General features: G+C 40.6%; 23 protein-coding genes. 21 read left to right on the forward strand and 2 right to left on the reverse strand.

Annotated elements, in window-relative coordinates:
- Positions 1 to 87 precede the first annotated feature (87 nt).
- From BWD47_RS00250 to BWD47_RS00280, 7 genes are read left to right on the forward strand one after another with little or no spacing between them, the layout of a single operon-like run.
- Entirely contained in the window at positions 88 to 858 is a 771-nt protein-coding gene (locus BWD47_RS00250; RefSeq protein ID WP_036967533.1) for a DUF3450 domain-containing protein, read from the forward strand.
- Positions 859 to 864: 6 nt separating this feature from the next.
- On the forward strand, positions 865 to 2,229 hold the full coding sequence (locus BWD47_RS00255) for a MotA/TolQ/ExbB proton channel family protein (protein WP_036967535.1): 1,365 nt from the start codon (positions 865 to 867) through the stop codon (positions 2,227 to 2,229).
- Positions 2,229 to 2,753, forward strand: a complete 525-nt coding sequence (locus BWD47_RS00260; protein ID WP_036967538.1) for a MotA/TolQ/ExbB proton channel family protein — start codon at positions 2,229 to 2,231, stop codon at positions 2,751 to 2,753. The genes BWD47_RS00255 and BWD47_RS00260 overlap by 1 nt, the downstream gene beginning before the upstream one ends.
- 14 nt (positions 2,754 to 2,767) lie before the next feature.
- Positions 2,768 to 3,172, forward strand: a complete 405-nt coding sequence (locus BWD47_RS00265; RefSeq protein WP_036967540.1) for a biopolymer transporter ExbD — start codon at positions 2,768 to 2,770, stop codon at positions 3,170 to 3,172.
- Positions 3,172 to 3,789, forward strand: a complete 618-nt coding sequence (locus tag BWD47_RS00270; protein WP_036967542.1) for an energy transducer TonB — start codon at positions 3,172 to 3,174, stop codon at positions 3,787 to 3,789. The genes BWD47_RS00265 and BWD47_RS00270 overlap by 1 nt, the downstream gene beginning before the upstream one ends.
- A gap of 11 nt (positions 3,790 to 3,800) precedes the next feature.
- Positions 3,801 to 5,060 carry a lipopolysaccharide assembly protein LapB gene (locus tag BWD47_RS00275; RefSeq protein ID WP_036967545.1) on the forward strand — a complete coding sequence of 420 codons (1,260 nt, stop codon included), beginning with the start codon at positions 3,801 to 3,803 and terminating at the stop codon, positions 5,058 to 5,060.
- A 56-nt stretch (positions 5,061 to 5,116) separates the two neighbouring features.
- Entirely contained in the window at positions 5,117 to 6,121 is a 1,005-nt protein-coding gene (locus BWD47_RS00280; RefSeq protein WP_065978715.1) for a hypothetical protein, read from the forward strand.
- Between the two features lie 26 nt (positions 6,122 to 6,147).
- Here the strand turns inward: BWD47_RS00280 and BWD47_RS00285 are convergent, their stop codons facing one another.
- Both BWD47_RS00285 and BWD47_RS00290 read right to left on the reverse strand, forming a co-directional pair.
- The gene (locus BWD47_RS00285) at positions 6,148 to 6,483 is read right to left on the reverse strand and encodes a TraR/DksA C4-type zinc finger protein (RefSeq protein WP_036967551.1); all 336 of its coding nucleotides are present in this window, start codon (positions 6,481 to 6,483) and stop codon (positions 6,148 to 6,150) included.
- A 51-nt stretch (positions 6,484 to 6,534) separates the two neighbouring features.
- Entirely contained in the window at positions 6,535 to 7,512 is a 978-nt protein-coding gene (locus tag BWD47_RS00290) for a tRNA-dihydrouridine synthase (protein ID WP_065978731.1), read from the reverse strand.
- Between the two features lie 172 nt (positions 7,513 to 7,684).
- Between BWD47_RS00290 and BWD47_RS00295 the strand changes: the two genes are divergently transcribed.
- From BWD47_RS00295 to BWD47_RS20170, 14 genes are all read left to right on the forward strand, one after another.
- Positions 7,685 to 8,272: a hypothetical protein gene (locus BWD47_RS00295; protein ID WP_065978714.1), complete on the forward strand. Its 588-nt coding sequence runs from the start codon at positions 7,685 to 7,687 to the stop codon at positions 8,270 to 8,272.
- Positions 8,273 to 8,326: 54 nt separating this feature from the next.
- Entirely contained in the window at positions 8,327 to 9,190 is an 864-nt protein-coding gene (locus BWD47_RS00300) for a DUF692 domain-containing protein (RefSeq protein ID WP_036967556.1), read from the forward strand.
- On the forward strand, positions 9,183 to 9,941 hold the full coding sequence (locus BWD47_RS00305) for a DUF2063 domain-containing protein (protein WP_256719125.1): 759 nt from the start codon (positions 9,183 to 9,185) through the stop codon (positions 9,939 to 9,941). Before BWD47_RS00300 ends, BWD47_RS00305 begins: the two co-directional genes overlap by 8 nt.
- An 86-nt stretch (positions 9,942 to 10,027) precedes the next feature.
- On the forward strand, positions 10,028 to 10,150 hold the full coding sequence (locus BWD47_RS20230; protein ID WP_256213662.1) for a hypothetical protein: 123 nt from the start codon (positions 10,028 to 10,030) through the stop codon (positions 10,148 to 10,150).
- A 139-nt stretch (positions 10,151 to 10,289) separates the two neighbouring features.
- Entirely contained in the window at positions 10,290 to 10,835 is a 546-nt protein-coding gene (gene apt, locus BWD47_RS00310; RefSeq protein WP_075593166.1) for an adenine phosphoribosyltransferase, read from the forward strand.
- A gap of 3 nt (positions 10,836 to 10,838) precedes the next feature.
- Positions 10,839 to 13,226 carry a DNA polymerase III subunit gamma/tau gene (gene dnaX, locus BWD47_RS00315; protein ID WP_075593167.1) on the forward strand — a complete coding sequence of 796 codons (2,388 nt, stop codon included), beginning with the start codon at positions 10,839 to 10,841 and terminating at the stop codon, positions 13,224 to 13,226.
- A 59-nt stretch (positions 13,227 to 13,285) separates the two neighbouring features.
- A complete protein-coding gene (locus BWD47_RS00320; protein ID WP_036967566.1) occupies positions 13,286 to 13,612 on the forward strand; it encodes a YbaB/EbfC family nucleoid-associated protein in 327 nt (108 codons plus the stop codon).
- A gap of 10 nt (positions 13,613 to 13,622) precedes the next feature.
- Entirely contained in the window at positions 13,623 to 14,231 is a 609-nt protein-coding gene (recR, locus tag BWD47_RS00325) for a recombination mediator RecR (protein WP_036967569.1), read from the forward strand.
- Between the two features lie 353 nt (positions 14,232 to 14,584).
- Positions 14,585 to 15,343, forward strand: coding sequence for a hypothetical protein (locus tag BWD47_RS00330; protein ID WP_075593168.1), 759 nt, complete (start codon positions 14,585 to 14,587; stop codon positions 15,341 to 15,343).
- On the forward strand, positions 15,330 to 15,482 hold the full coding sequence (locus BWD47_RS20060) for a hypothetical protein (protein ID WP_178387073.1): 153 nt from the start codon (positions 15,330 to 15,332) through the stop codon (positions 15,480 to 15,482). Before BWD47_RS00330 ends, BWD47_RS20060 begins: the two co-directional genes overlap by 14 nt.
- A gap of 75 nt (positions 15,483 to 15,557) precedes the next feature.
- The gene (locus BWD47_RS00335) at positions 15,558 to 16,004 is read left to right on the forward strand and encodes a DUF2513 domain-containing protein (protein ID WP_075593169.1); all 447 of its coding nucleotides are present in this window, start codon (positions 15,558 to 15,560) and stop codon (positions 16,002 to 16,004) included.
- A gap of 225 nt (positions 16,005 to 16,229) precedes the next feature.
- Positions 16,230 to 18,143 (forward strand): molecular chaperone HtpG, encoded by a 1,914-nt coding sequence (gene htpG / locus BWD47_RS00340; RefSeq protein WP_036967589.1) that lies wholly within the window; start codon positions 16,230 to 16,232, stop codon positions 18,141 to 18,143.
- Positions 18,144 to 18,324: 181 nt separating this feature from the next.
- A complete protein-coding gene (gene adk / locus BWD47_RS00345; protein WP_036967590.1) occupies positions 18,325 to 18,969 on the forward strand; it encodes an adenylate kinase in 645 nt (214 codons plus the stop codon).
- Positions 18,970 to 19,052: 83 nt separating this feature from the next.
- The coding region (locus BWD47_RS20170) for a helix-turn-helix domain-containing protein (RefSeq protein ID WP_218640584.1) at positions 19,053 to 19,294 on the forward strand (242 nt) is incomplete at its 3' end.

The following is a 19,294-nucleotide window of genomic DNA, read 5'->3' on the forward strand; positions in this document are numbered from 1 at the left end:
GTTGATATCTATTAAAAGATATCAGGGTTGTCCTCTTCGGAGGATAATTAAATTATAAAAGTAACATTACTTAATTGGTTGGGAACTATGTCTGTTAAAATCAGAAAGAGTCTTGTAGCATCTGCGTTGGTTGGCGCTTTTGCATTTGCAAGCAGCAATGTGATTGCAGATCCTTTGAAAGATGTGCAAGATGCAGGTCAACAAATTCAAAAGGCTGCTGTTAAGTCTCAAACTAAAATTGACAATGTATATGGTCAAACTCAAGAGCTAATCGCTGAGTACCGTAGCGTTGTTGATGAAACTGAGCTAATGAAGGTTTATAACGATCACGTAGCACGTTTGGTCGCTGACCAAAACGCTTCTATCGAATCGTTTGACCGTCAAATCGCAACAATCGATAACACGAAACAAAACGTTGTGCCTTTGATGTATCGCATGATCGATACGCTTGAGCAATTCATCAAAGCGGACGTTCCGTTTAATCTTGAAAACCGTCTAGCACGTGTTGAAAGACTTCGTGACATCATGGCGTCAGCATCAGTTACTACATCTGAAAAATTCCGCCAAGTTCTTGAAGCTTACACTGTTGAAACTGCGTACAGCTCAGCTGTAACTGCTGCTCAAGGTACTCTTGAGATCGATGGTAAGAGCATCAACGTTGACTTCGGTCGTTTAGGTCGTATTACTTACGTAGCTCAGTCTTTTGACCTTAAGCATGCGTGGGTATGGGATAACAACACTAAACAGTGGAAAGAATTAGGTGAAGAATACCTAAAACCTGTTAAAGAAGTTATTCGTATGGCGCGTAAACAAGCGACATTAGAACTTGTTAAACTACCAATCTTTGGCGCGGAGTAATCAATAATGAAGAAACTATTTAAAGGTTTTGCTGTTGCAGCAGTACTATCTGTTTCTGCAGGTACCGCGCTTAATGCACATGCAAACACTGATGCTTTAGACAAAATTCTTGAGCAAGTTAAGCAAGAACGTATCTCTGAAGGTAAATTAAATAAGCAACGTGAACAAGAGTTCCTTTCAGCTCGCGCTGACAAGCAAGCGTTACTTAACAAAGCGAAAAGTGACCTAGCTGCTGAAAAAGCGCGTGGTGACCGTTTAGCTAAAGAATATGCTCAAAACGAAAATACTTTAGCTGAGAAAGAGCAAGCTCTTTTAAATGCACAAGGTACGTTAGGTGAGATGTTCGGTGTTGTACGTCGTGCAGCAGCTGATGCAATCGGTTCAATCGAAGCATCACTTGTTTCTGCTGAAAAGCCAGGACGTGCTGAAGTACTTCGCTCATTAGCTGCAGCGAAAGAACTTCCAACAGTTCGTGAATTAGAAGAGCTTTGGATTTCACTTCAAACTGAAATGACTGAGTCTGCAAAAGTTTCAACATTTGAAACTGAAGTTGCTGGTCTTGACGGTTCATCTTCTGTGAAAAAAGTAACGCGTATCGGTAACTTTAACTTAGTAACTGATGATGGTTATTTAATTTACTCTCCAGAAACGAAAGCAATCCAACCTCTAGGTAAGCAACCTGATAGCTACATCCTAGCGGGTATTAGCGATTTAGAAAATACATCTGCTGACAACTATGCTGGCGTATACATCGACCCGACTCGTGGCGCGATCTTACGTATCAATACGCAGAAAAAATCGTTAATGGAATACTATGAGCAAGGTGCTGAAGTTGGTTATATCATCACAGTATTATTACTTGTTGGTCTACTAATCTTCGTAGTACGTTTCGTTGATCTTGCGCTTACTAGCACTAAGATTAAGAGCCAGCTTAAAAACCTTTCTACTCCGAATACAAACAACCCACTGGGTCGTATTCTTAAGGTTTATGCTGACAACAAGAATCAAGACGTTGAAAACCTTGAGCTTAAACTTGACGAAGCTATCCTACGTGAAACGCCTCGCATCGAAGCTGGTATCAACATCATCAAGATCTTGGCAGCAATCGCACCATTACTTGGTCTACTAGGTACGGTAATCGGTATGATTCTTACGTTCCAAACAATCACATTGTTCGGTACGGGCGATCCGAAGATCATGGCTGGTAATATCTCTCTAGCACTTGTAACTACAGCGTTAGGTCTAATTGCAGCTCTACCACTTATCCTACTTCACTCAATTGTTGCTGGTCGTAGTAAGTCGGTTTTACATGTCCTTGATGAGCAAAGCGCTGGTATCATCGCAGCTCACGCGGAGAAGGAGAAAGCCTAATGCTAGTCCTGATGGAGATCTGGGAATCTATCAGGGATTTTGTTGGCACAGGCGGCCAGGTTTTATACGTGGTCGCGATAGCACTCTTTCTTATGTGGGTTTTAATGATTGAGCGCTATTGGTTCCTACTAGCTGAGTTTCCTCGTATGACGAAGGATATTGTAGCTCAGTGGGATGCCCGCCAAGACACTACGTCTTGGTACGCACACAGAATCCGTGAAGCATGGATTTCTGAAGCGTCTGAAAAATTAGATCAGCGTATGTTGTTGATTAAGACATTGGTAGCTATTTGTCCTTTAATCGGTTTATTAGGTACTGTAACGGGTATGATCGCGGTTTTCGAAACCATGGCTACTCAAGGTACTGGTAACGCACGTTTAATGGCATCAGGTATTTCAATGGCAACAATCCCAACAATGGCTGGAATGGTTGCGGCACTATCTGGAGTATTCTTCAGCTCACGCCTTGAAGCGAGAGCAAGAATGGCGAAAGCTAAACTTGTAGATAGCATGCCTCATCACTAGAGAGAGAATTAAATATGGCACGTAAACAACGTTTTCGTGAAGAAGAAGAAGCAGCGGTTGACATGACGCCAATGCTTGACATCGTATTTATCATGCTTATTTTCTTTATCGTAACTACATCGTTCGTTAAAGAGGCTGGTATCGAAGTCAATAAACCTAAGGCAGCCCAAGCTACGAAGCAAAAAAATGCAAATATTTTTGTTGCTATTCGTGCTGACGGTGCGATCTGGATTGATAAACAACAAGTAGACGTTGAACGTGTTTCAGCTAAACTTGAAAGTTTATTAGCAGAACAACCTACTGAAGTTGTAATTTTGCAAGCTGATAAAGAAGCAAAACACGGCGTAGTAGTTAAAGTTATGGACCAGATCAAAGCGACGGGTGATAACCTTAAAATTTCAATAGCTGGAGATCAGTAATGATTCGTTTTCTGTTTTCACTGATTGCAGGTGGGGCAGTTACTTTCGGCTTGTTCTACTTCATGGCGTACCTCATCTCCGGTGGAGCTGATCGTGCGACTGAACAAAAAGAACAGATTGTAGTCGAAATTATGACGAATCCGCCTGAATCTAAGGTGCAGGAGAGGAAGCGTGTTCCGCCTCCGCCTCCGCCACCGCCAAAGCAGCCGCCTAAGCCGCAGCCGCCTCAGCCGGAAAACAGCAACCCTAACACTGGTGGTTTGTCATTTAATATGCCAAGCATCGATGTGGGTGGCACAGCTGGAGGCCTAAGTGGTCCAGGTGCATTTGGACGTGATGGTGATGCGACACCTATCGTTCGTATTGAACCAAAATACCCTACGCAAGCAGCGCGTGACGGTAAAGAAGGTTGGGTTCAACTTTCATTTACTATCAATGAAGTAGGTGGTGTAGAAGATGTTGAAGTGATCGACGCTGATCCAAAACGTATCTTTGACCGCGAAGCTAAACGTGCACTTCGTAAGTGGAAATACCGTCCGAAAATCATCGATGGTAAACCACAAAAACAATTTGGTCTTCAAGTACAACTAGACTTTAAACTTAACCAAGGCAACTAAGGAGGCGAGTAATGAGAAATTTATCTAAAGTAACAGCACTTGCGCTTCTTATGACTCTTTCAGGTGTGGTTTTCACTGCACCTGCTTTAGCAGCGCCAGATTACGCGAAGATTGAAGCGCGTAAAAAAGCAAAAACTAAAGTAATGGGTGAGCGCGTTGGTAAGAAAGTTATTAAAGCATTCGACCTGTACAATGAAGAGAAGCTTGATGAAGCGATTGCATTACTTAAAGAAATTGATCCATCGGATGAGTTTGATAAGGCAACTGTTGATCGCTACCTAGGTCAAATGTACGCTCAAAAAGAGCAGTATAAACTGGCTATCAAGCATGTCGCAGCGGCGGTGAAACCTGATGTATTAAACTTTGCTGACCAATCGCAAGGCTTAAAACTATTAGGTGACATGTACGCGGGTACTGAGCAATACGCAAAAGCAAAAGATGCGTATTACGCTTGGATGGACTTCACAGGTGAAGAAGACGACAAAGTTTACACTCGTATTGCGCAAGCAAACTATGAGTTAAAACAGTTTAACGACGTTCTTCCAGCTGCAAACAAAGCAATCAAATTGGCGGAGGAGCCTTCTAAAGCTTCTTACCAATTAAAGCTAGCTGCCTATTTTGAACTTAAACAGTACAAAAACATGGTAGAAGTAGCGGAAGAGATTGTTCGTGTTTGGCCTGAAGACAAAAAAGCCTGGGTTGGTTTAGGTAAATACTACCTTCAAACTGAAGACTTCAAGAAAGGTCTAGCGACCATGGAAGTTGCCTATAAAAATGGCTATTTTGAAAACGAAGTTGAATACAAAGTACTTTCTAACTTTTACTCGTTAAACGAAATTCCTTACAAAGCAGCTATTGTGCTTGAAAAGGCAATTAACGAAGAAAAAGTGGTTCGTAACAAGCAAAATATCAGTGCAGTGGCATCTAACTATCACCGCTCAAAAGATATTGAGAAAGCAGCTAAGTACTATGAAGAAGCGGCTAAATTTGATGACGATGCAGAGCTTTATCGCAAAGCAGGTTCATTACTTTTACAATCGCAAAATTATGGTGCAGCCGTTGTTCGTTTGAACAAGGCATTAGAGTTAGGTTCTGATAAAACGGGATCTATCTATACAGACTTAGCTGAAGCTTATTACTACCAAGAAAAGTATAAGCAAGCGTATGCTGCTATTACAAAAGCAATGGATGATCCGCGCACGCGCAAATTTGCGAAGAGCTGGTCGACCTACATCAAAGATAAAGCCGCTCGCAACGGTGTAAAAATCTAATTGATGTTGTTTTAAAATAAAAAGCCCCTCTGGGGCTTTTTTTATGGAATTTTATTATGATAAGACAGATCGTTTTGTTGTTATTAGTCAGTGTCATGTTATCTGCTTGCAGTGAGCAAAGTGATCGCTTTAGCACGTATACCGAAGGACAACAGCAAATTGGCAATATAAATAATCTTTTATCAACCCAGCTAGACAATGGTGGCAAAACATATTGGCCATTTTCTGAAGCGTACTTACAGGCTCGTCATCTTGCTTACCAAGGCTTAGCAAATGTTGAGTTGAGTGATTCACAGCAAGCGCAGTTAAATTATTTAATTATTGCGCAGCGATATCCAGAACGATTTTTTGTATGGCCCGTACAGCGTGATGTGATAAGTAATGCTATAAAGCAAGATGATTACACACCGGAAGCGCTCTGCAAGTGGATAGAGCGAGTAGAAACAAAACTCATAGAGGCTGAGCAAAGTAATTTAAGGCTTAATAAGCTTGAGCTAAAGTTGTTACGCAGTATGGTGATATCTCACCTCGATAATAATAATGAAAATGTCGTGATGGCACTAACGAAGCTTAATCAATATTTAGCGCAATACAAGCCTCGAACAAAGCTGGGGTTAGTTGGGCTTGCGAATGGTAAGGATTGGTATCAAAGTAAACTTAATTATTTTGCCAATACAACAAAGCCACCCTTGTCTTGGTTAAGTGAGATTCAGCATTTACTAAAAGAAAAGCCCACAGTCGATTTGTCATTACCTGTTTTTTCATCACATAACAAGCCACTCGTGTTGCAGTATTTAGAGGACGGCGATTTACATGCTGGGCTTGACTGGCAATTAGATTTCATTGATGTCAAACAAAGTAAACGTCAATTGAATCAAGATGAACAATACTTTTGGTCTGTAATGATGGAAACCGATTTAGGGATTCATTATCACACTTGGAATGAGCAACAAGCACGGGTAAATTTAATGAAGCGTTTAAGTGTTAATCAGCAGCAGGCTGATTGGCTAATCGAAGATATTGTACTTTATCCTGCAATGAGCTTTATTTTTGCGCGTTAACTAGGTTATCTATTCAACACTGCGCTTTAAGGAGCGCAGTGTCGGCAGCGTTGGCTTGCAGGGTCTGCAATTAAACGCTCATTATCAATTTTTTCCTCACAGTCACAGCAATAACCATATTGACCAATATCAATTTGGCACAGTGCTGCTTCGAGTTTTTCTAACCGAGATATCAATATTTGAAATTCGGGTCCGAGATTATTCGCTGTCATTTCTAACCAAACAGAAGGCGGGTTATCCTTAAGTTGCGAGAGTAGTAGCTGATGGTGACCTTGATTAGAACTAGCCAACATATCAAGTAAACGTTGTCTAACCTGCGCCAGTTCCGCAGATAGCTTTGTTTGGATTTCAGTATTGTTCATCGCGTTTGTTCCAAGTGGGCAATACTTTAATTATCCAACAAAAGCGATCCATTAGTTATGATTTGCATCAAAACTAGGCGCTTTGGCATACTTTCTTAGTACATTTGCAACGTCATCTTTCGCTTTTAAACGTCTAATTTCATCAAAAAGTGTATGTGCTTGTGGGTATTGGCGTTTCAGATAACCAAGCCACTGCTTGGTGCGAGAAGCAAAATATTTTTCACACTTACTCTCGTCTTGGTGCATTGATGAGTGAATAATGTGGTAAATAACATGTTCCCATTGCAGTGGAGTATATGTTTCATTGTTTACATGCGCTTTAATTTGCATTGCAAGATCTGGCATTGCCAAGGCGCCTCTGCCAAGCATTAAGTTTTGACATTGACTACGAATCTGGCACAGCATTGCGTCTTCGACTTGCCATATTTCACCATTAGCCACTACAGCAATATCTTTATTTTTAATTAATGGCGGGATTTTTTCCCAGTATGCAGGAGGGTTGTAGCCATCACGTTTTGTTCTTGCATGGATAGCGAGGCTAGATGCACCCGCGCTGACTACCGCATCAACGATTTCTTGGCTATTACTATCATCATCAAAACCCAGTCTAATTTTAGCGCTTACTTGATGTTTGCTATCTACAGCATCGCGAACCGTTTTAATGATGTCGTACATATGCTCCGGATCTTTCAATAGTACTGCGCCGCCTTTACTTTTATTGACCGTTTTTGCGGGGCAACCAAAATTTAGGTCAATACCGTGTGAGCCTAAGCTAATCGCCTTTACAGCATTTTCAGCTAATGCATCTGCAACTTGGCCAAGTAGCTGAATTCTCACTGGTGTTCCAGCACGGGTGTAGCCATCTGTTTTTAATTCAGGGCAGTAGCGATGAAATACACGTTCTGGAAGTGTTGCATCAACAACACGCACAAATTCAGTCACGCATAAATCAAACCCACCTATGTCAGTAAGAAGCTGTCTCATTTTAAAATCGACAACGCCTTCCATTGGTGCTAAAACTAGTTGCATAATACCATTAAACTTAATGAAAAATTGGACGCGTATTTTACCTGCAATTAGCAACTTGATAAATCGTAATTTGCTTTGTAGGGCGATTTACTAAAATAATTGCATAAATATGAAATTAATTTTTAATCGTCGGGTCTTGTTTAATATACCTTATAAAAAAGAGAGTCATCGTATGAACACAGTTAAGAAAAACTCAATTGCATTAACATTAGGCGCCGTTGTTGTGGGTGCATCAAGCTTTGTAGCCACAGATGTAAATGCAAACCCATTTGAGTTCCAACAAATGCAAGCGGGTTACCAGCTTGATGCTGCTGAAGGCAAATGTGGCGAAGGTAAATGCGGTGCCGAGAAAAAGGCAGAAAAAGAAGGCAAATGCGGCGAAGGTAAATGCGGTGCCGAGAAAAAGGCTGAAAAAGAAGGTAAGTGCGGCGAAGGTAAATGCGGCGCTGACAAAAAAGCAGCCAAAGAAGGTAAGTGTGGCGAAGGTAAGTGCGGCGCTGACAAAATGGCATCTAAAAAAGCAGCCAAAGAAGGCAAGTGCGGTGAAGGAAAATGCGGCGCTGACAAAATGGCATCTAAAAAAGCAGCCAAAGAAGGCAAGTGCGGTGAAGGAAAATGCGGCGCTGACAAAATGACATCTAAAAAAGCAGCCAAAGAAGGCAAGTGTGGCGAAGGTAAATGTGGCGCTGACAAAAAGGAATCTAAAAAAGCTGCTAAAGAAGGTAAATGTGGTGAAGGTAAGTGTGGTTCAAACCACTAAGCTTTTACTTAGCGAGTAAAAGGGCCATTTAGGCCCTTTTTAGTAGGAGATGATATGTCATTTGAATCGACCTTGGATTTTGGCCAAATTGGTTTAGGACTTCGACGTGAAATGCTTGATGATATGCTCGCAGATGTCCCAAAGCCAATTGATTTTTTAGAAGTGGCACCAGAAAACTGGTTGAAGCTAGGCGGTCGTTTTGCTAAACAGTTTAAGCAACTTACAGAGCAACATGCATTTATTTGTCATGGTTTATCGTTATCAATCGGCTCACCCGCTGCGCTGGATGTCGAGTTTGTAAAATCATTAAAAGCCTTTTTTAAAGAGCATAACATACGCTTGTTTAGTGAACATTTAAGCTATTGTTCGGGAGAGGGTCATATGTATGATTTAATGCCAATTCCTTTTACTGAAGAAGCTATTAAACATGTTGTTTCACGTATTAAACAGGTTCAAGATATTTTAGAGCAGACTATCGCTATCGAAAATGTGTCGTACTATGCGGCTCCAGGCCAAGAAATGACGGAGCTTGAATTCACAAAAGCGATACTTGAAGAAGCAGATTGCCAACTCTTACTCGATGTTAATAATATCTATGTAAACTCAATAAATCATGGCTACGATGCAACGCATTTTTTAATGGGCTTGCCTAGCCATCGAATAGCGTATGGACATGTTGCGGGGCATTATACTGAAGCTGAGGATTTATTAGTCGACACGCATGGCTCACCCGTTATAGACCCTGTTTGGCAGCTGCTAGAAAAGGCGTATGATGTGCACGGTGTGTTTCCAACACTGCTTGAGCGTGACTTTAATATACCGCCAATGAATGAGCTTCTTGCTGAGCTGGCAATTATTAATAACTTACAACGAGCAGCTTTAAAAACAAATCAACCAACGGTGAAACAAAGTGCCTAGTCATTTTATTGAAGTCCAACAGCAATTTATGGCGCATATCCGTGATCCTGCTCACAACGCAAAACCAGCTGATGTTGAAGAGCGAAGAATGGCGATTTATCGTGACTTATTTTTCAATAATGTTGATGGTTTTGTAAGTTCAGCATTTCCTGTTTTAAAAAGTTTGTATAAAGAAGATGATTGGCAACAAAGAGTGCGGCAGTTTTTTAGTAAACATGATTGCAGTTCCCCGTTTTTTTTAGACATTGCAGGAGAGTTTTTACAGTTTCTTGTTGGCAGCTACACAAAGCAAAAAAACGATCCGCCATTTATGCTCGAATTAGCCCATTATGAATGGGTTGAACTCGATGTATCGGTGTCACATCAAGGTAGTCATGAAATAAATTTAGAAGCTAACCAAGTTGCGCGTGCAGGTTTATATTTAACCAGTTTGGCACGTAATTTAAGTTATCTTTACCCAGTACATACAATCAGTCAGGATCATCAACCTACAGTGCCTGCCAGCGAACCCTATTATTTTGTTGTGTATCGCGATAACAACGATGAGGTACAATTTCTCTCAACAAATGCAATGACCGCTTTATTGTTAAGTATTATCGAATCACAACCCGGTATTGATTTAGCTGAGGTATGTCAGCAGGTTGCAAAACATGCTCCACAATTTACATTAGAACAGCTGTATCAAGGAGCATTAAGTACACTGAGTTCAATGGCTGAACGAGGCGTCATTGTCACTCAGCGAGCACCTTAAAAAACAGCATAAACGCTTTATTGATGTAAGCACTTCGACTATTATGTGCGCTTTGTTTTATCGTGCTTAATAGAAAGGTAGTAATTATGTCGAATGATAAAGACTTTAAAGATCCGTTCAACGCAACGTATTTTATTGCGTTCCTAGCAGTGTTTGCTGGTATTGGTTGCCTTAACGCTATCCTAGGCTGGATCACCGCTTTATCTTAATATGCGTATGCAAATTTAAGACATCAGGCTGCATTATGCAGCCTTTTTTGTGCTTATTTCAAAACTTGCTACCGACTTTTAAATAAGGCGATGTTATACTCGCAAGCTTTGTTATATTAACTATTGAGCAGTATAAATTATGACTCAAGCAACTTCAGCGCTCATTAAACAGAGCATTGCAACTATCGCTGATTACCCTAAGCCAGGTATTATGTTTCGTGACGTAACAACCTTAATGGCAAACGCAGACGCTTTTAAAGCAACAATTGATAGCTTTATTGCTGCGTACAAAGATCAAGGATTTACTAAAATCATTGGTACCGAATCACGTGGCTTTATTTTTGGTGCACCCCTATCTTATGCGCTGGGTATTCCGTTTATTCCTGTGCGTAAACCAGGCAAGCTTCCGCGTGAAGTCATTTCGCAAAATTACCAATTAGAGTATGGTGAAGATACACTTGAACTTCATACTGATGCTATCGTTGCAGGTGATAAAGTGTTATTAGTAGATGACCTACTCGCGACAGGCGGCACAATTGAAGCAACGGCTAAACTTGTTGCTAAATTAGGTGGTCATGCAACCGATGCTGCTTTCGTTGTTTCATTACCAGAGCTTGGTGGAGAGCAGCGTGTTGCACAAATGGGCATTAAAATTCTAAAGTTGGTTGAATTCGAAGGCGAATAATTAATGAGTTATCAGGTTCTAGCAAGGAAATGGCGACCACAAACCTTTCACGAGTTAGTGGGACAGTCTCATGTTAAGCAAGCGTTAGTGAATGCATTAACACAAAACAGACTTCATCATGCTTATCTCTTTACTGGAACCCGTGGGGTGGGTAAAACAACCATCGCACGTATATTTGCTAAAAGTCTAAACTGCGATAAAGGGATTTCTGCAGAACCTTGTGGTCAATGCTCAAGCTGTACCGACATTGAAGCGGGTCGCTATATTGATTTATTAGAAATCGATGCGGCATCGCGTACCAAGGTAGAAGACACCCGTGAAATCCTTGATAACGTGCAATATGCACCAACGCGAGGTCGTTATAAGGTTTACCTTATCGATGAAGTTCACATGCTTTCAAAGCACAGTTTCAATGCGCTACTTAAAACATTGGAAGAGCCGCCAGAGCATGTGAAATTTTTATTAGCCACGACCGATCCACAAAAACTGCCAGTGACAATTCTATCGCGCTGTTTACAGTTTAATTTAAACGCGTTATCACAATCAGAAATTCATGATCAACTTGCTCATGTTCTTAATCAAGAACAATTAAGCTTTGATGATAAATCGTTGTCTATCCTTGCTAAAGCCGCCGATGGCAGTATGCGAGACGCCTTAAGCTTAACCGATCAGGCTATTGCTCAGACAAACGGTAATATTAATCATCAAGCTGTTCAAACCATGCTTGGTTTGATGGATACACATTACAGTCAAACCATGTTAGCAGCCGTTTTATGCCAAGATGGTGATGCACTTCTGGCCGAAGTGAAAGCGGTTGTCAGTCGAAACCCAAATTTTGTCGCCTTATTGGATGATTTAATTGCACTTACTCACCTTATTCAGCTTGTGCAATTAGTCCCCAGTGCCGCTGCACTTGATGAGACTAACCGAGACTTTATTGAGCAGGTTGCACAAACAACCGATGCTCAACAAATGCAAGTGTATTACCAGTTGCTGTTAAATGGTAAAAAAGATTTGCAATGGGCACCGGATGCAAAACTAGGGTTTGAAATGATCATGTTGCGTTTGTTGGCATTCCAACCGACACAATTTGCGCAAAGCCAAACACCGACAAATAGTCAACAGCAGGTGAAACCAAGTGGTGCAGGTGCACTACGTGATATCTTAAAAAAATCATCAGCTCAGCGTGAACAAGCAGCATCCGAGCAAACGTCTACGGCAGTAAACCAAGCACCTTTGCAGCCACAGCCAATAAAAGCCGAGCCTACGGTTACACAAGCGGCAGCACCACAGATTGACCTAAAACCTGAACAAAAAGTCGATAATACAGCTGAGCAGTCACAACAACCTAGTCAATCTTTTGATACGTCAGGGAGTTCTGATAAACAGTCAGCGGCTTCTTTGTATCAACAAAATAGTACCGATACGCCTGATATGCCAGCGACAGAATACTATGATGATTACGATGCTCAAATGGACTCATCGCTTGCAGCGCAATATGATGATGTGATGAGTAGCGCTTATGATCAGGGTTTTATTGCTAACGAGCCAGATGTGCAACCACTGCCGCAGGCAGAGCAAACAGCGCCTGTGCAATTACAACAGCAGCAAAGCTTGGCTCAATCGGCAATTGCACGTATTTTAAAAGATCGTAATATTTCTGGTGCAGGGCGTTTAAGCGGTGCTGCAAGTCAAACTGACATAAAGCCAGAGCCCGCGGAATCGACAGTACATGAGCCAACGCAACATGGTTCAGCATCAACGAATTTTCAACCTCAGCAGCAAACAGTGGCTGCTGATGTAAAAAAGCCAAGCCCCCAGCCGACGGGGGAGAGCAGTCATAAAGTAAAAAAAGTCGACTTTAAAGCAAAGCATCAAACCATAACAGAAAATTTAGCCCCTGAGTTGCTTGAGCAGATTAATCCACAAAAAGCACCGGAGCCTGTAGCAGAAGAGCCTAGTATTCCTGTTCCTGATGATTTTGAAAGCCCGATCAGCAGTATTAAATTTGCACACGAACAAGATGAATGGGCTTATTTAATAAAACGTATGGGACTAGGTGGGCGTATGCGTCAATTTGCGCTACATTCTATTTTCACAAAGAATGATCGTCAGCTTCATATTGAAGTCGACTCTTCACAACGTCACCTCGACAGCGCCGTACTAAGACAAAAGCTCAACGCAGCGTTAAGCGAGATTTATGGCCATAATGTAGAGCTCAATATCGACTTTGCAGATGGGGTGATAGATTCGCCTTATTTGATTCAGCAAAAGATTGATGCAGGCCGTCATCAACAAGCAATAGATGTAATAAATAGCGATGAGAACATTGTGCAATTTCAACAATTATTTAGCGCAATAATCGACGAAAACAGTATTCAGGCATTGTAATTACACACAATAGCCCTTATCTTCATGCCAATTAAAGTAGTTTAGAAAGAGAGACAGTTATGTTTAAAGGTGGAATGGGTAACATGATGAAGCAAGCGCAGCAAATGCAAGAGCGCATGCAAAAAGCCCAAGAAGAAATCGCAAACCTAGAAGTTGTAGGTGAAGCAGGTGCAGGCCTAGTTAAAGTAACGATGCTAGGTAACCACAATGTACGTCGTGTAGAGCTTGACGAAAGCCTAATGGAAGACGACAAAGATATGATCGAAGATTTACTTGCAGCAGCATGTAATGACGCTGTACGCCGTGTTGCCGAAGAAACACAAGAGCGCATGAGCAAAGTAACTGGCGGTATGCAATTACCACCAGGTATGAAAATGCCATTCTAAGTGAACATTTATGCAACTATCGCCTAGTTTAACACAGTTAATTGAAGCACTGCGCTGCCAACCGGGTATTGGCCCGAAGTCAGCACAGCGTATTGCTTTTCATTTACTTGAACGCGACCGCCAAGGGGGTAAACAACTTGGCCACGCACTCACAAAAGCAATGGATGAAGTAGGGCACTGTCAGTCTTGTCGTACCTTCACAGAGCAGCCTGTGTGCGATATTTGTTCAAGTGTTAAACGCCAAGATAGTGGTTTATTGTGTGTGGTTGAATCGCCAACCGATGTACTTGCTATTGAACAAACCGGACAATATCAAGGGCTTTACTTCGTTTTAATGGGTCACTTGTCACCAATTGATGGCATAGGCCCCAAAGAAATCGGCCTTGATATCCTAGAAAGTAAACTGCAAAACGGCGGCATTAATGAGGTGATCCTCGCAACCAACCCAAGTGTTGAAGGTGAAACCACAGCCCATTATATTGCAGAGCTTTGTCACAAATACCAAGTGAATGCTTCACGCATTGCTCACGGTGTGCCAGTTGGTGGTGAGCTTGACTTGCTTGATGGCATGACCCTAATGCATGCCTTTAGCGGGCGACGCGCAGTAAATCAAAACTAATACCCAAAACGGTATCAAAAGCCTGCTTAATGCAGGCTTTTTTGTGTTTTATCCTAAATCAAAAGCTACAGTGAGTGTTGGTTATCACTTAAGTACTGCCAAATAACATCTATAAGATATTTGATTATAGTTAAATACCAGATTAATCAAATATTGATAGAAAAAATCCATCAATAAATGCTGTATTTAGATGTAATTGAATTAAAAGTAGAATAACCTTCAGAAAAATAAAATCAATAACTTAATGGCGCCTATAGTAATAGTCAAGCAGCTGAAATGATGTAAGATATTTGAAAGAAATTGATAATTTTATAAAACAAATCTCATTAGTATAAATGGAAGCTAGTTTGCTTATGGATAAAAACAAACCTAAAACAATGGAAGAATTTGGCACTTGGTTTAAAAGAACCACTCTTGCTTATGTGGCTCTAATTTTTGTTCTGGTTCTTTCATATGGCTATCTTGTTAAGGGAGGTAGCTGGGGGAGTTTTAGTGATTTAATAATTGCTGTATTTACTGTGTTAATAGCCTATACCACTAACCTTCTTCTTATTGCTGCATGGCTTACCGGCAATTCTTGGGTTGAGCAAAGTAAGCACCATTCAGCAAAAGAATTACTGCAAACACTCTCAGAATTTTATTTTACAATTCATGAAGTGCACACTATGGAATTTAAGCTTCAGTCAATTAAAAGCCTGCATAAAGTAACGGTTGATAATTTTTGTAATCTTTCTGATGCAGGAAAAAGGTATTTTGAAGGTACTCCTGATGATGCTTCTAAAGAACAAATAGAGGACTTTCTTAACTATATGAAGCCTATTTATGATGAGGAAATACAAAAATACTATCAAAAAATAAGTATGGTCAAGGACAGATTAAACGAACTGAAGTTTGCTGTCATGGTTAAATCCACCCCTTTCTCAGTTGAATTAAAAAAAGAAAATATAGAGATGATAAATGAAATTAACGGTTTGCTGAGTATGAAAGAAAATTTTCACACACCAACAAGCTCATTATTTGAAAAACTCAGAAGCGTCACAAACTATGACAGTTTTGAGCTAATCTATATTTCAGACCCGATAAAAGAGGAGTTATTCGATGATGGAAAGTAGCTTCAACAAAGCCAATAACTTTAAAGATTTGCCAAATGGCGTTGCTGGCTTAATCGAGAAGAACAAAGATGCAACCTCTTATGGAATTGCTAGTGACCGTTCTATGGAGGGGGCCGGAATTTTTATGGTAACTTACTAATAATTGACCGCAGCGTTGATGTTCAACAAGGTTACTATTTAGATTTTTTAGGACAGATCTAGGAACTATGATGTTATGAAAATAAATTTAGAATATATGAAAGCATTACTTGATGTTTTTATAGAGGCAGATACAGCAATTATTGAACTAAAAGAATTAGTTAATAGTGTAGGTTTCTCAGATTCTGACACAGTAAGCGAAAAATTTGTTTTTCATTATTCTTTGTTGATTGAAAATAATATGATAACGAAAAGCAATTTAATGACAGGTAAGCTTTCTGAAATGGGGATCGCCTTAATGTATGACGTGGAAAGCTATACCTATATCTGTAGCGATCTATATATAAGACTATCCCAAGCAGGGCACGACTTTGCAAAAGCGCTAAATAATAAAGAAGTACTAAACAAGTTAAAGGACAATTTTCAAGATGCACCATTTAAAGTTTTATTCGATGGTGGTCAAAAGCTACTAGAGCATTATCTTAAGAAGAAAATGGATAATTTGCTCAGTGAAAGCAACTAAAATTTACAACCCACCAATCCTGATATAGTATTTTCCATGTTGAGGAAATCCGCTTAGTTTATGACTTGGCGGATTTTTAGTTTTAAAGGAATGATATGCAGGCTTTTTTGTGTTTTATCTCCAATTTACCTGCAAATTTAATTTTTTGCCTTGAAGTTCCTAAAGCCTGCCCCATATATGAGTCATAGTGCAGATAAGACACTTTGTTAATTGGAGATTTACACAATGACTGCAGCACAAAAAGAAACATTAGGCTTTCAAACAGAAGTCAAACAACTATTAAACCTGATGATTCATTCTCTTTATTCTAATAAAGAGATTTTCCTACGTGAACTCGTATCAAACGCGTCAGATGCGGCAGATAAATTACGTTTCCTTGCGCTTTCAAATGGCGATTTATATGAAAACGATGCCGACTTAAAAGTACGTATCAGTGCCGATAAAGATGCAAACACAGTAACCATTACTGATAACGGTATCGGTATGAGCCGTGAAGATGTAATTAACTCATTGGGTACGATTGCAAAATCAGGCACGGCAGAGTTTTTTCAAAACTTAACGGGTGACCAAAGCAAAGATTCACAATTAATTGGTCAATTCGGTGTAGGCTTTTACTCAGCATTTATCGTTGCGGATAAAGTAACGGTACGCACCCGTAAAGCAGGTGAGAGCCAAGGTATTGAATGGCAATCAGCTGGTGAAGGCGAATACACGCTACAAGAAATTGATAAGCCAACCCGTGGTACTGAAATTATTCTTCATTTACGTGAAGACGAAAAAGAGTTTGCTGATGAATATCGCTTACGCAGTATCGTTACTAAATACTCTGACCATATTTCAATTCCTGTTGAAATGTACAAAGCAGAAGTACCAGAATCTGAAGGTCCTGATGGCGAGAAAATCCCAGCACAACCAGGCGAATGGGAAGGTATTAACCGCGCAACGGCACTGTGGACTCGCGACAAGTCAGAAGTAACAGACGAAGAATACAAAGAATTCTATAAACATATTGGTCATGATTGGGAAGAGCCATTAAGCTGGGCGCATAACAAGGTTGAAGGTAAAACTGAATACACAAGCTTGTTATACATCCCGAAAAAAGCACCATTCGATTTATGGAATCGTGACCGTCAAACAGGTTTAAAACTGTATGTGCAACGCGTTTTCATTATGGATGATGCTGAGCAATTTATGCCAAGCTACCTGCGTTTTGTGAAAGGTCTACTTGATTCAAATGACTTACCACTTAACGTATCGCGTGAAATCTTACAAGATAACAAAGTGACACAAGCAATCCGTAAAGGGTGTACATCGCGTGTCCTTAAAATGCTTGAGCGCATGGCTAAAAACCGTGAAGAAGATTATCAAACGTTCTGGAACGAGTTTGGTCAAGTGTTAAAAGAAGGCCCAGCAGAAGACATGGCAAACAAAGAAGTTATTGCTAAGTTGCTGCGCTTCTCTTCAACACACACAGACGAAAGCACACAAAATGTATCGCTTGATCAATACATTGAGCGTATGAAGCCAGAACAAGATAAGATTTACTACGTGGTTGCTGATTCATTTGCTGCGGCAAAAAATTCACCACACTTAGAAATCTTCCGTAAGAAAGGCATTGAAGTGTTACTACTAAGTGACCGTGTTGATGAGTGGATGATGAGCTACCTAACAGAGTTCAACGAAAAATCATTCCAGTCAATCACTCGTGGTGACTTAGACCTTGGCAACATGGATGATGAAGAAACCAAAAAAGCGCAAGAAGAGTCAGAAAAAGAAGTGGCAGGCTTAGTTGAACGTATTAAGACAGCCCTAGGTGATAGTGTTAAAGATGTACGCTTTACGCACCGTTTAACCGACTCGCCTGCCTGTGTTGTTGCTGATGAGCATGACATGAGCTCGCAAATGCAAAAACTAATGGAATCAGTAGGTCAAACAGTGCCTGAGCAAAAGCCAATTTTTGAGCTTAATCCAGAGCACCAACTTGTGAAGCATTTAAATGTTGAACAAGATGAAGACAAGTTTACTCAGTGGTCACATGTCTTACTTGACCAAGCATTACTGGCAGAGCGCGGTACCTTAAAAGACCCTGCAGGCTTTGTGACTCGCTTGAATAAACTAATGCTAGATTTAAGTAAGTAAGCGTTTTTACAGTTTGAATTAGAAAAGGAAGCCCAGCTTCCTTTTTTTATTGCCGCTAATATAGGCAATTGGTATAAGTTACTTGAGGTATAGCCTCAGTTGTGGAAGAATTCAGGCTCTAAAAACAAAACTCCACTGATCGACCATAATTAAAGATTAGTATCACACAGAGGACAATGATATGCGCATTATTCTTTTGGGCGCGCCGGGTGCAGGTAAAGGTACTCAAGCTCAGTTTTTGATGGACAAATACGGTATTCCACAAATTTCTACGGGCGATATGCTGCGTGCAGCAATCAAAGAAGGTACACCGCTTGGTCTTGAAGCTAAAAAAGTAATGGATGCAGGTCAATTAGTATCTGATGAAATCATTATTGGTCTTGTTAAAGAGCGTATTGCAAAGCCTGATTGTGAAAAAGGTTTCTTGCTAGATGGTTTCCCACGTACTATTCCTCAAGCTGATGCAATGAAAGAAAATGGCGTGGTTGTTGACCATGTTATTGAATTTGATGTTGCTGACGAAATCATCGTTGAGCGCATGGGCGGTCGTCGTGTACACCCAGGTTCTGGCCGTGTATATCATGTTGTTTACAATCCACCAAAAGTAGATGGTAAAGACGATATCACAGGTGAAGACCTTATTATTCGTGATGACGATACTGAAGAAACAGTACGTAAACGTTTAGGTATTTACCACGACCAAACTAAACCACTTGTTGACTATTACCAAGCTGAAGCAAAAGCGGGTAACACTCAGTACCACAAACTGGATGGTACACAAGCTGTTGAAGCAGTAAGCCAACAACTTGGTGAACTACTTGGTTAATCTTAGGATTAACTAAGCAAAAAAAACCGCCTGTTTGAAGTGACCCCCAATAGTTGGACATTCCAATTACTGGGGGTCTTTTTATGTCCAAACATCATCGAGCTTTTAAGCTCAAAATAGCAGAGCTCGCTTTGTCTGAAAGCTCTTCGACAGTAAGTAACAGATTTAATGTTACAGATAGGCAGGTCCGATATTGGACCGCTATTTATCGAATTCATGGCGCTGAAAGCTTCAGGTCTGTTCACAAACCTTATTCTCAAGCATTTAAGGTAGAAGTGTTAAAAACGATGACAGCAAACAGTTGGTCACTCGGTTATACCAGTGC

Source organism: Pseudoalteromonas sp. PAB 2.2, assembly GCF_001938575.1.
Classification (GTDB): Bacteria; Pseudomonadota; Gammaproteobacteria; order Enterobacterales; family Alteromonadaceae; genus Pseudoalteromonas; species Pseudoalteromonas lipolytica.

What these genes read in the sequence shown, in the direction of transcription:
- BWD47_RS20060 (WP_178387073.1), top strand. Translation starts at nt 15,330, where the DNA reads ATGATGGAAAGTAGCTTCAACAAAGCCAATAACTTTAAAGATTTGCCA.
- BWD47_RS00285 (WP_036967551.1), bottom strand. Translation starts at nt 6,483, where the DNA reads ATGAACAATACTGAAATCCAAACAAAGCTATCTGCGGAACTGGCGCAG.
- BWD47_RS00260 (WP_036967538.1), top strand. Translation starts at nt 2,229, where the DNA reads ATGCTAGTCCTGATGGAGATCTGGGAATCTATCAGGGATTTTGTTGGC.
- BWD47_RS00280 (WP_065978715.1), top strand. Translation starts at nt 5,117, where the DNA reads ATGATAAGACAGATCGTTTTGTTGTTATTAGTCAGTGTCATGTTATCT.
- BWD47_RS00270 (WP_036967542.1), top strand. Translation starts at nt 3,172, where the DNA reads ATGATTCGTTTTCTGTTTTCACTGATTGCAGGTGGGGCAGTTACTTTC.
- BWD47_RS00335 (WP_075593169.1), top strand. Translation starts at nt 15,558, where the DNA reads ATGAAAATAAATTTAGAATATATGAAAGCATTACTTGATGTTTTTATA.
- BWD47_RS00320 (WP_036967566.1), top strand. Translation starts at nt 13,286, where the DNA reads ATGTTTAAAGGTGGAATGGGTAACATGATGAAGCAAGCGCAGCAAATG.
- BWD47_RS00265 (WP_036967540.1), top strand. Translation starts at nt 2,768, where the DNA reads ATGGCACGTAAACAACGTTTTCGTGAAGAAGAAGAAGCAGCGGTTGAC.
- BWD47_RS00330 (WP_075593168.1), top strand. Translation starts at nt 14,585, where the DNA reads ATGGATAAAAACAAACCTAAAACAATGGAAGAATTTGGCACTTGGTTT.
- BWD47_RS00255 (WP_036967535.1), top strand. Translation starts at nt 865, where the DNA reads ATGAAGAAACTATTTAAAGGTTTTGCTGTTGCAGCAGTACTATCTGTT.
- BWD47_RS00275 (WP_036967545.1), top strand. Translation starts at nt 3,801, where the DNA reads ATGAGAAATTTATCTAAAGTAACAGCACTTGCGCTTCTTATGACTCTT.
- dnaX (WP_075593167.1), top strand. Translation starts at nt 10,839, where the DNA reads ATGAGTTATCAGGTTCTAGCAAGGAAATGGCGACCACAAACCTTTCAC.
- BWD47_RS00290 (WP_065978731.1), bottom strand. Translation starts at nt 7,512, where the DNA reads ATGCAACTAGTTTTAGCACCAATGGAAGGCGTTGTCGATTTTAAAATG.
- adk (WP_036967590.1), top strand. Translation starts at nt 18,325, where the DNA reads ATGCGCATTATTCTTTTGGGCGCGCCGGGTGCAGGTAAAGGTACTCAA.
- BWD47_RS00295 (WP_065978714.1), top strand. Translation starts at nt 7,685, where the DNA reads ATGAACACAGTTAAGAAAAACTCAATTGCATTAACATTAGGCGCCGTT.
- apt (WP_075593166.1), top strand. Translation starts at nt 10,290, where the DNA reads ATGACTCAAGCAACTTCAGCGCTCATTAAACAGAGCATTGCAACTATC.
- htpG (WP_036967589.1), top strand. Translation starts at nt 16,230, where the DNA reads ATGACTGCAGCACAAAAAGAAACATTAGGCTTTCAAACAGAAGTCAAA.
- BWD47_RS20230 (WP_256213662.1), top strand. Translation starts at nt 10,028, where the DNA reads ATGTCGAATGATAAAGACTTTAAAGATCCGTTCAACGCAACGTATTTT.
- recR (WP_036967569.1), top strand. Translation starts at nt 13,623, where the DNA reads ATGCAACTATCGCCTAGTTTAACACAGTTAATTGAAGCACTGCGCTGC.
- BWD47_RS00300 (WP_036967556.1), top strand. Translation starts at nt 8,327, where the DNA reads ATGTCATTTGAATCGACCTTGGATTTTGGCCAAATTGGTTTAGGACTT.
- BWD47_RS00250 (WP_036967533.1), top strand. Translation starts at nt 88, where the DNA reads ATGTCTGTTAAAATCAGAAAGAGTCTTGTAGCATCTGCGTTGGTTGGC.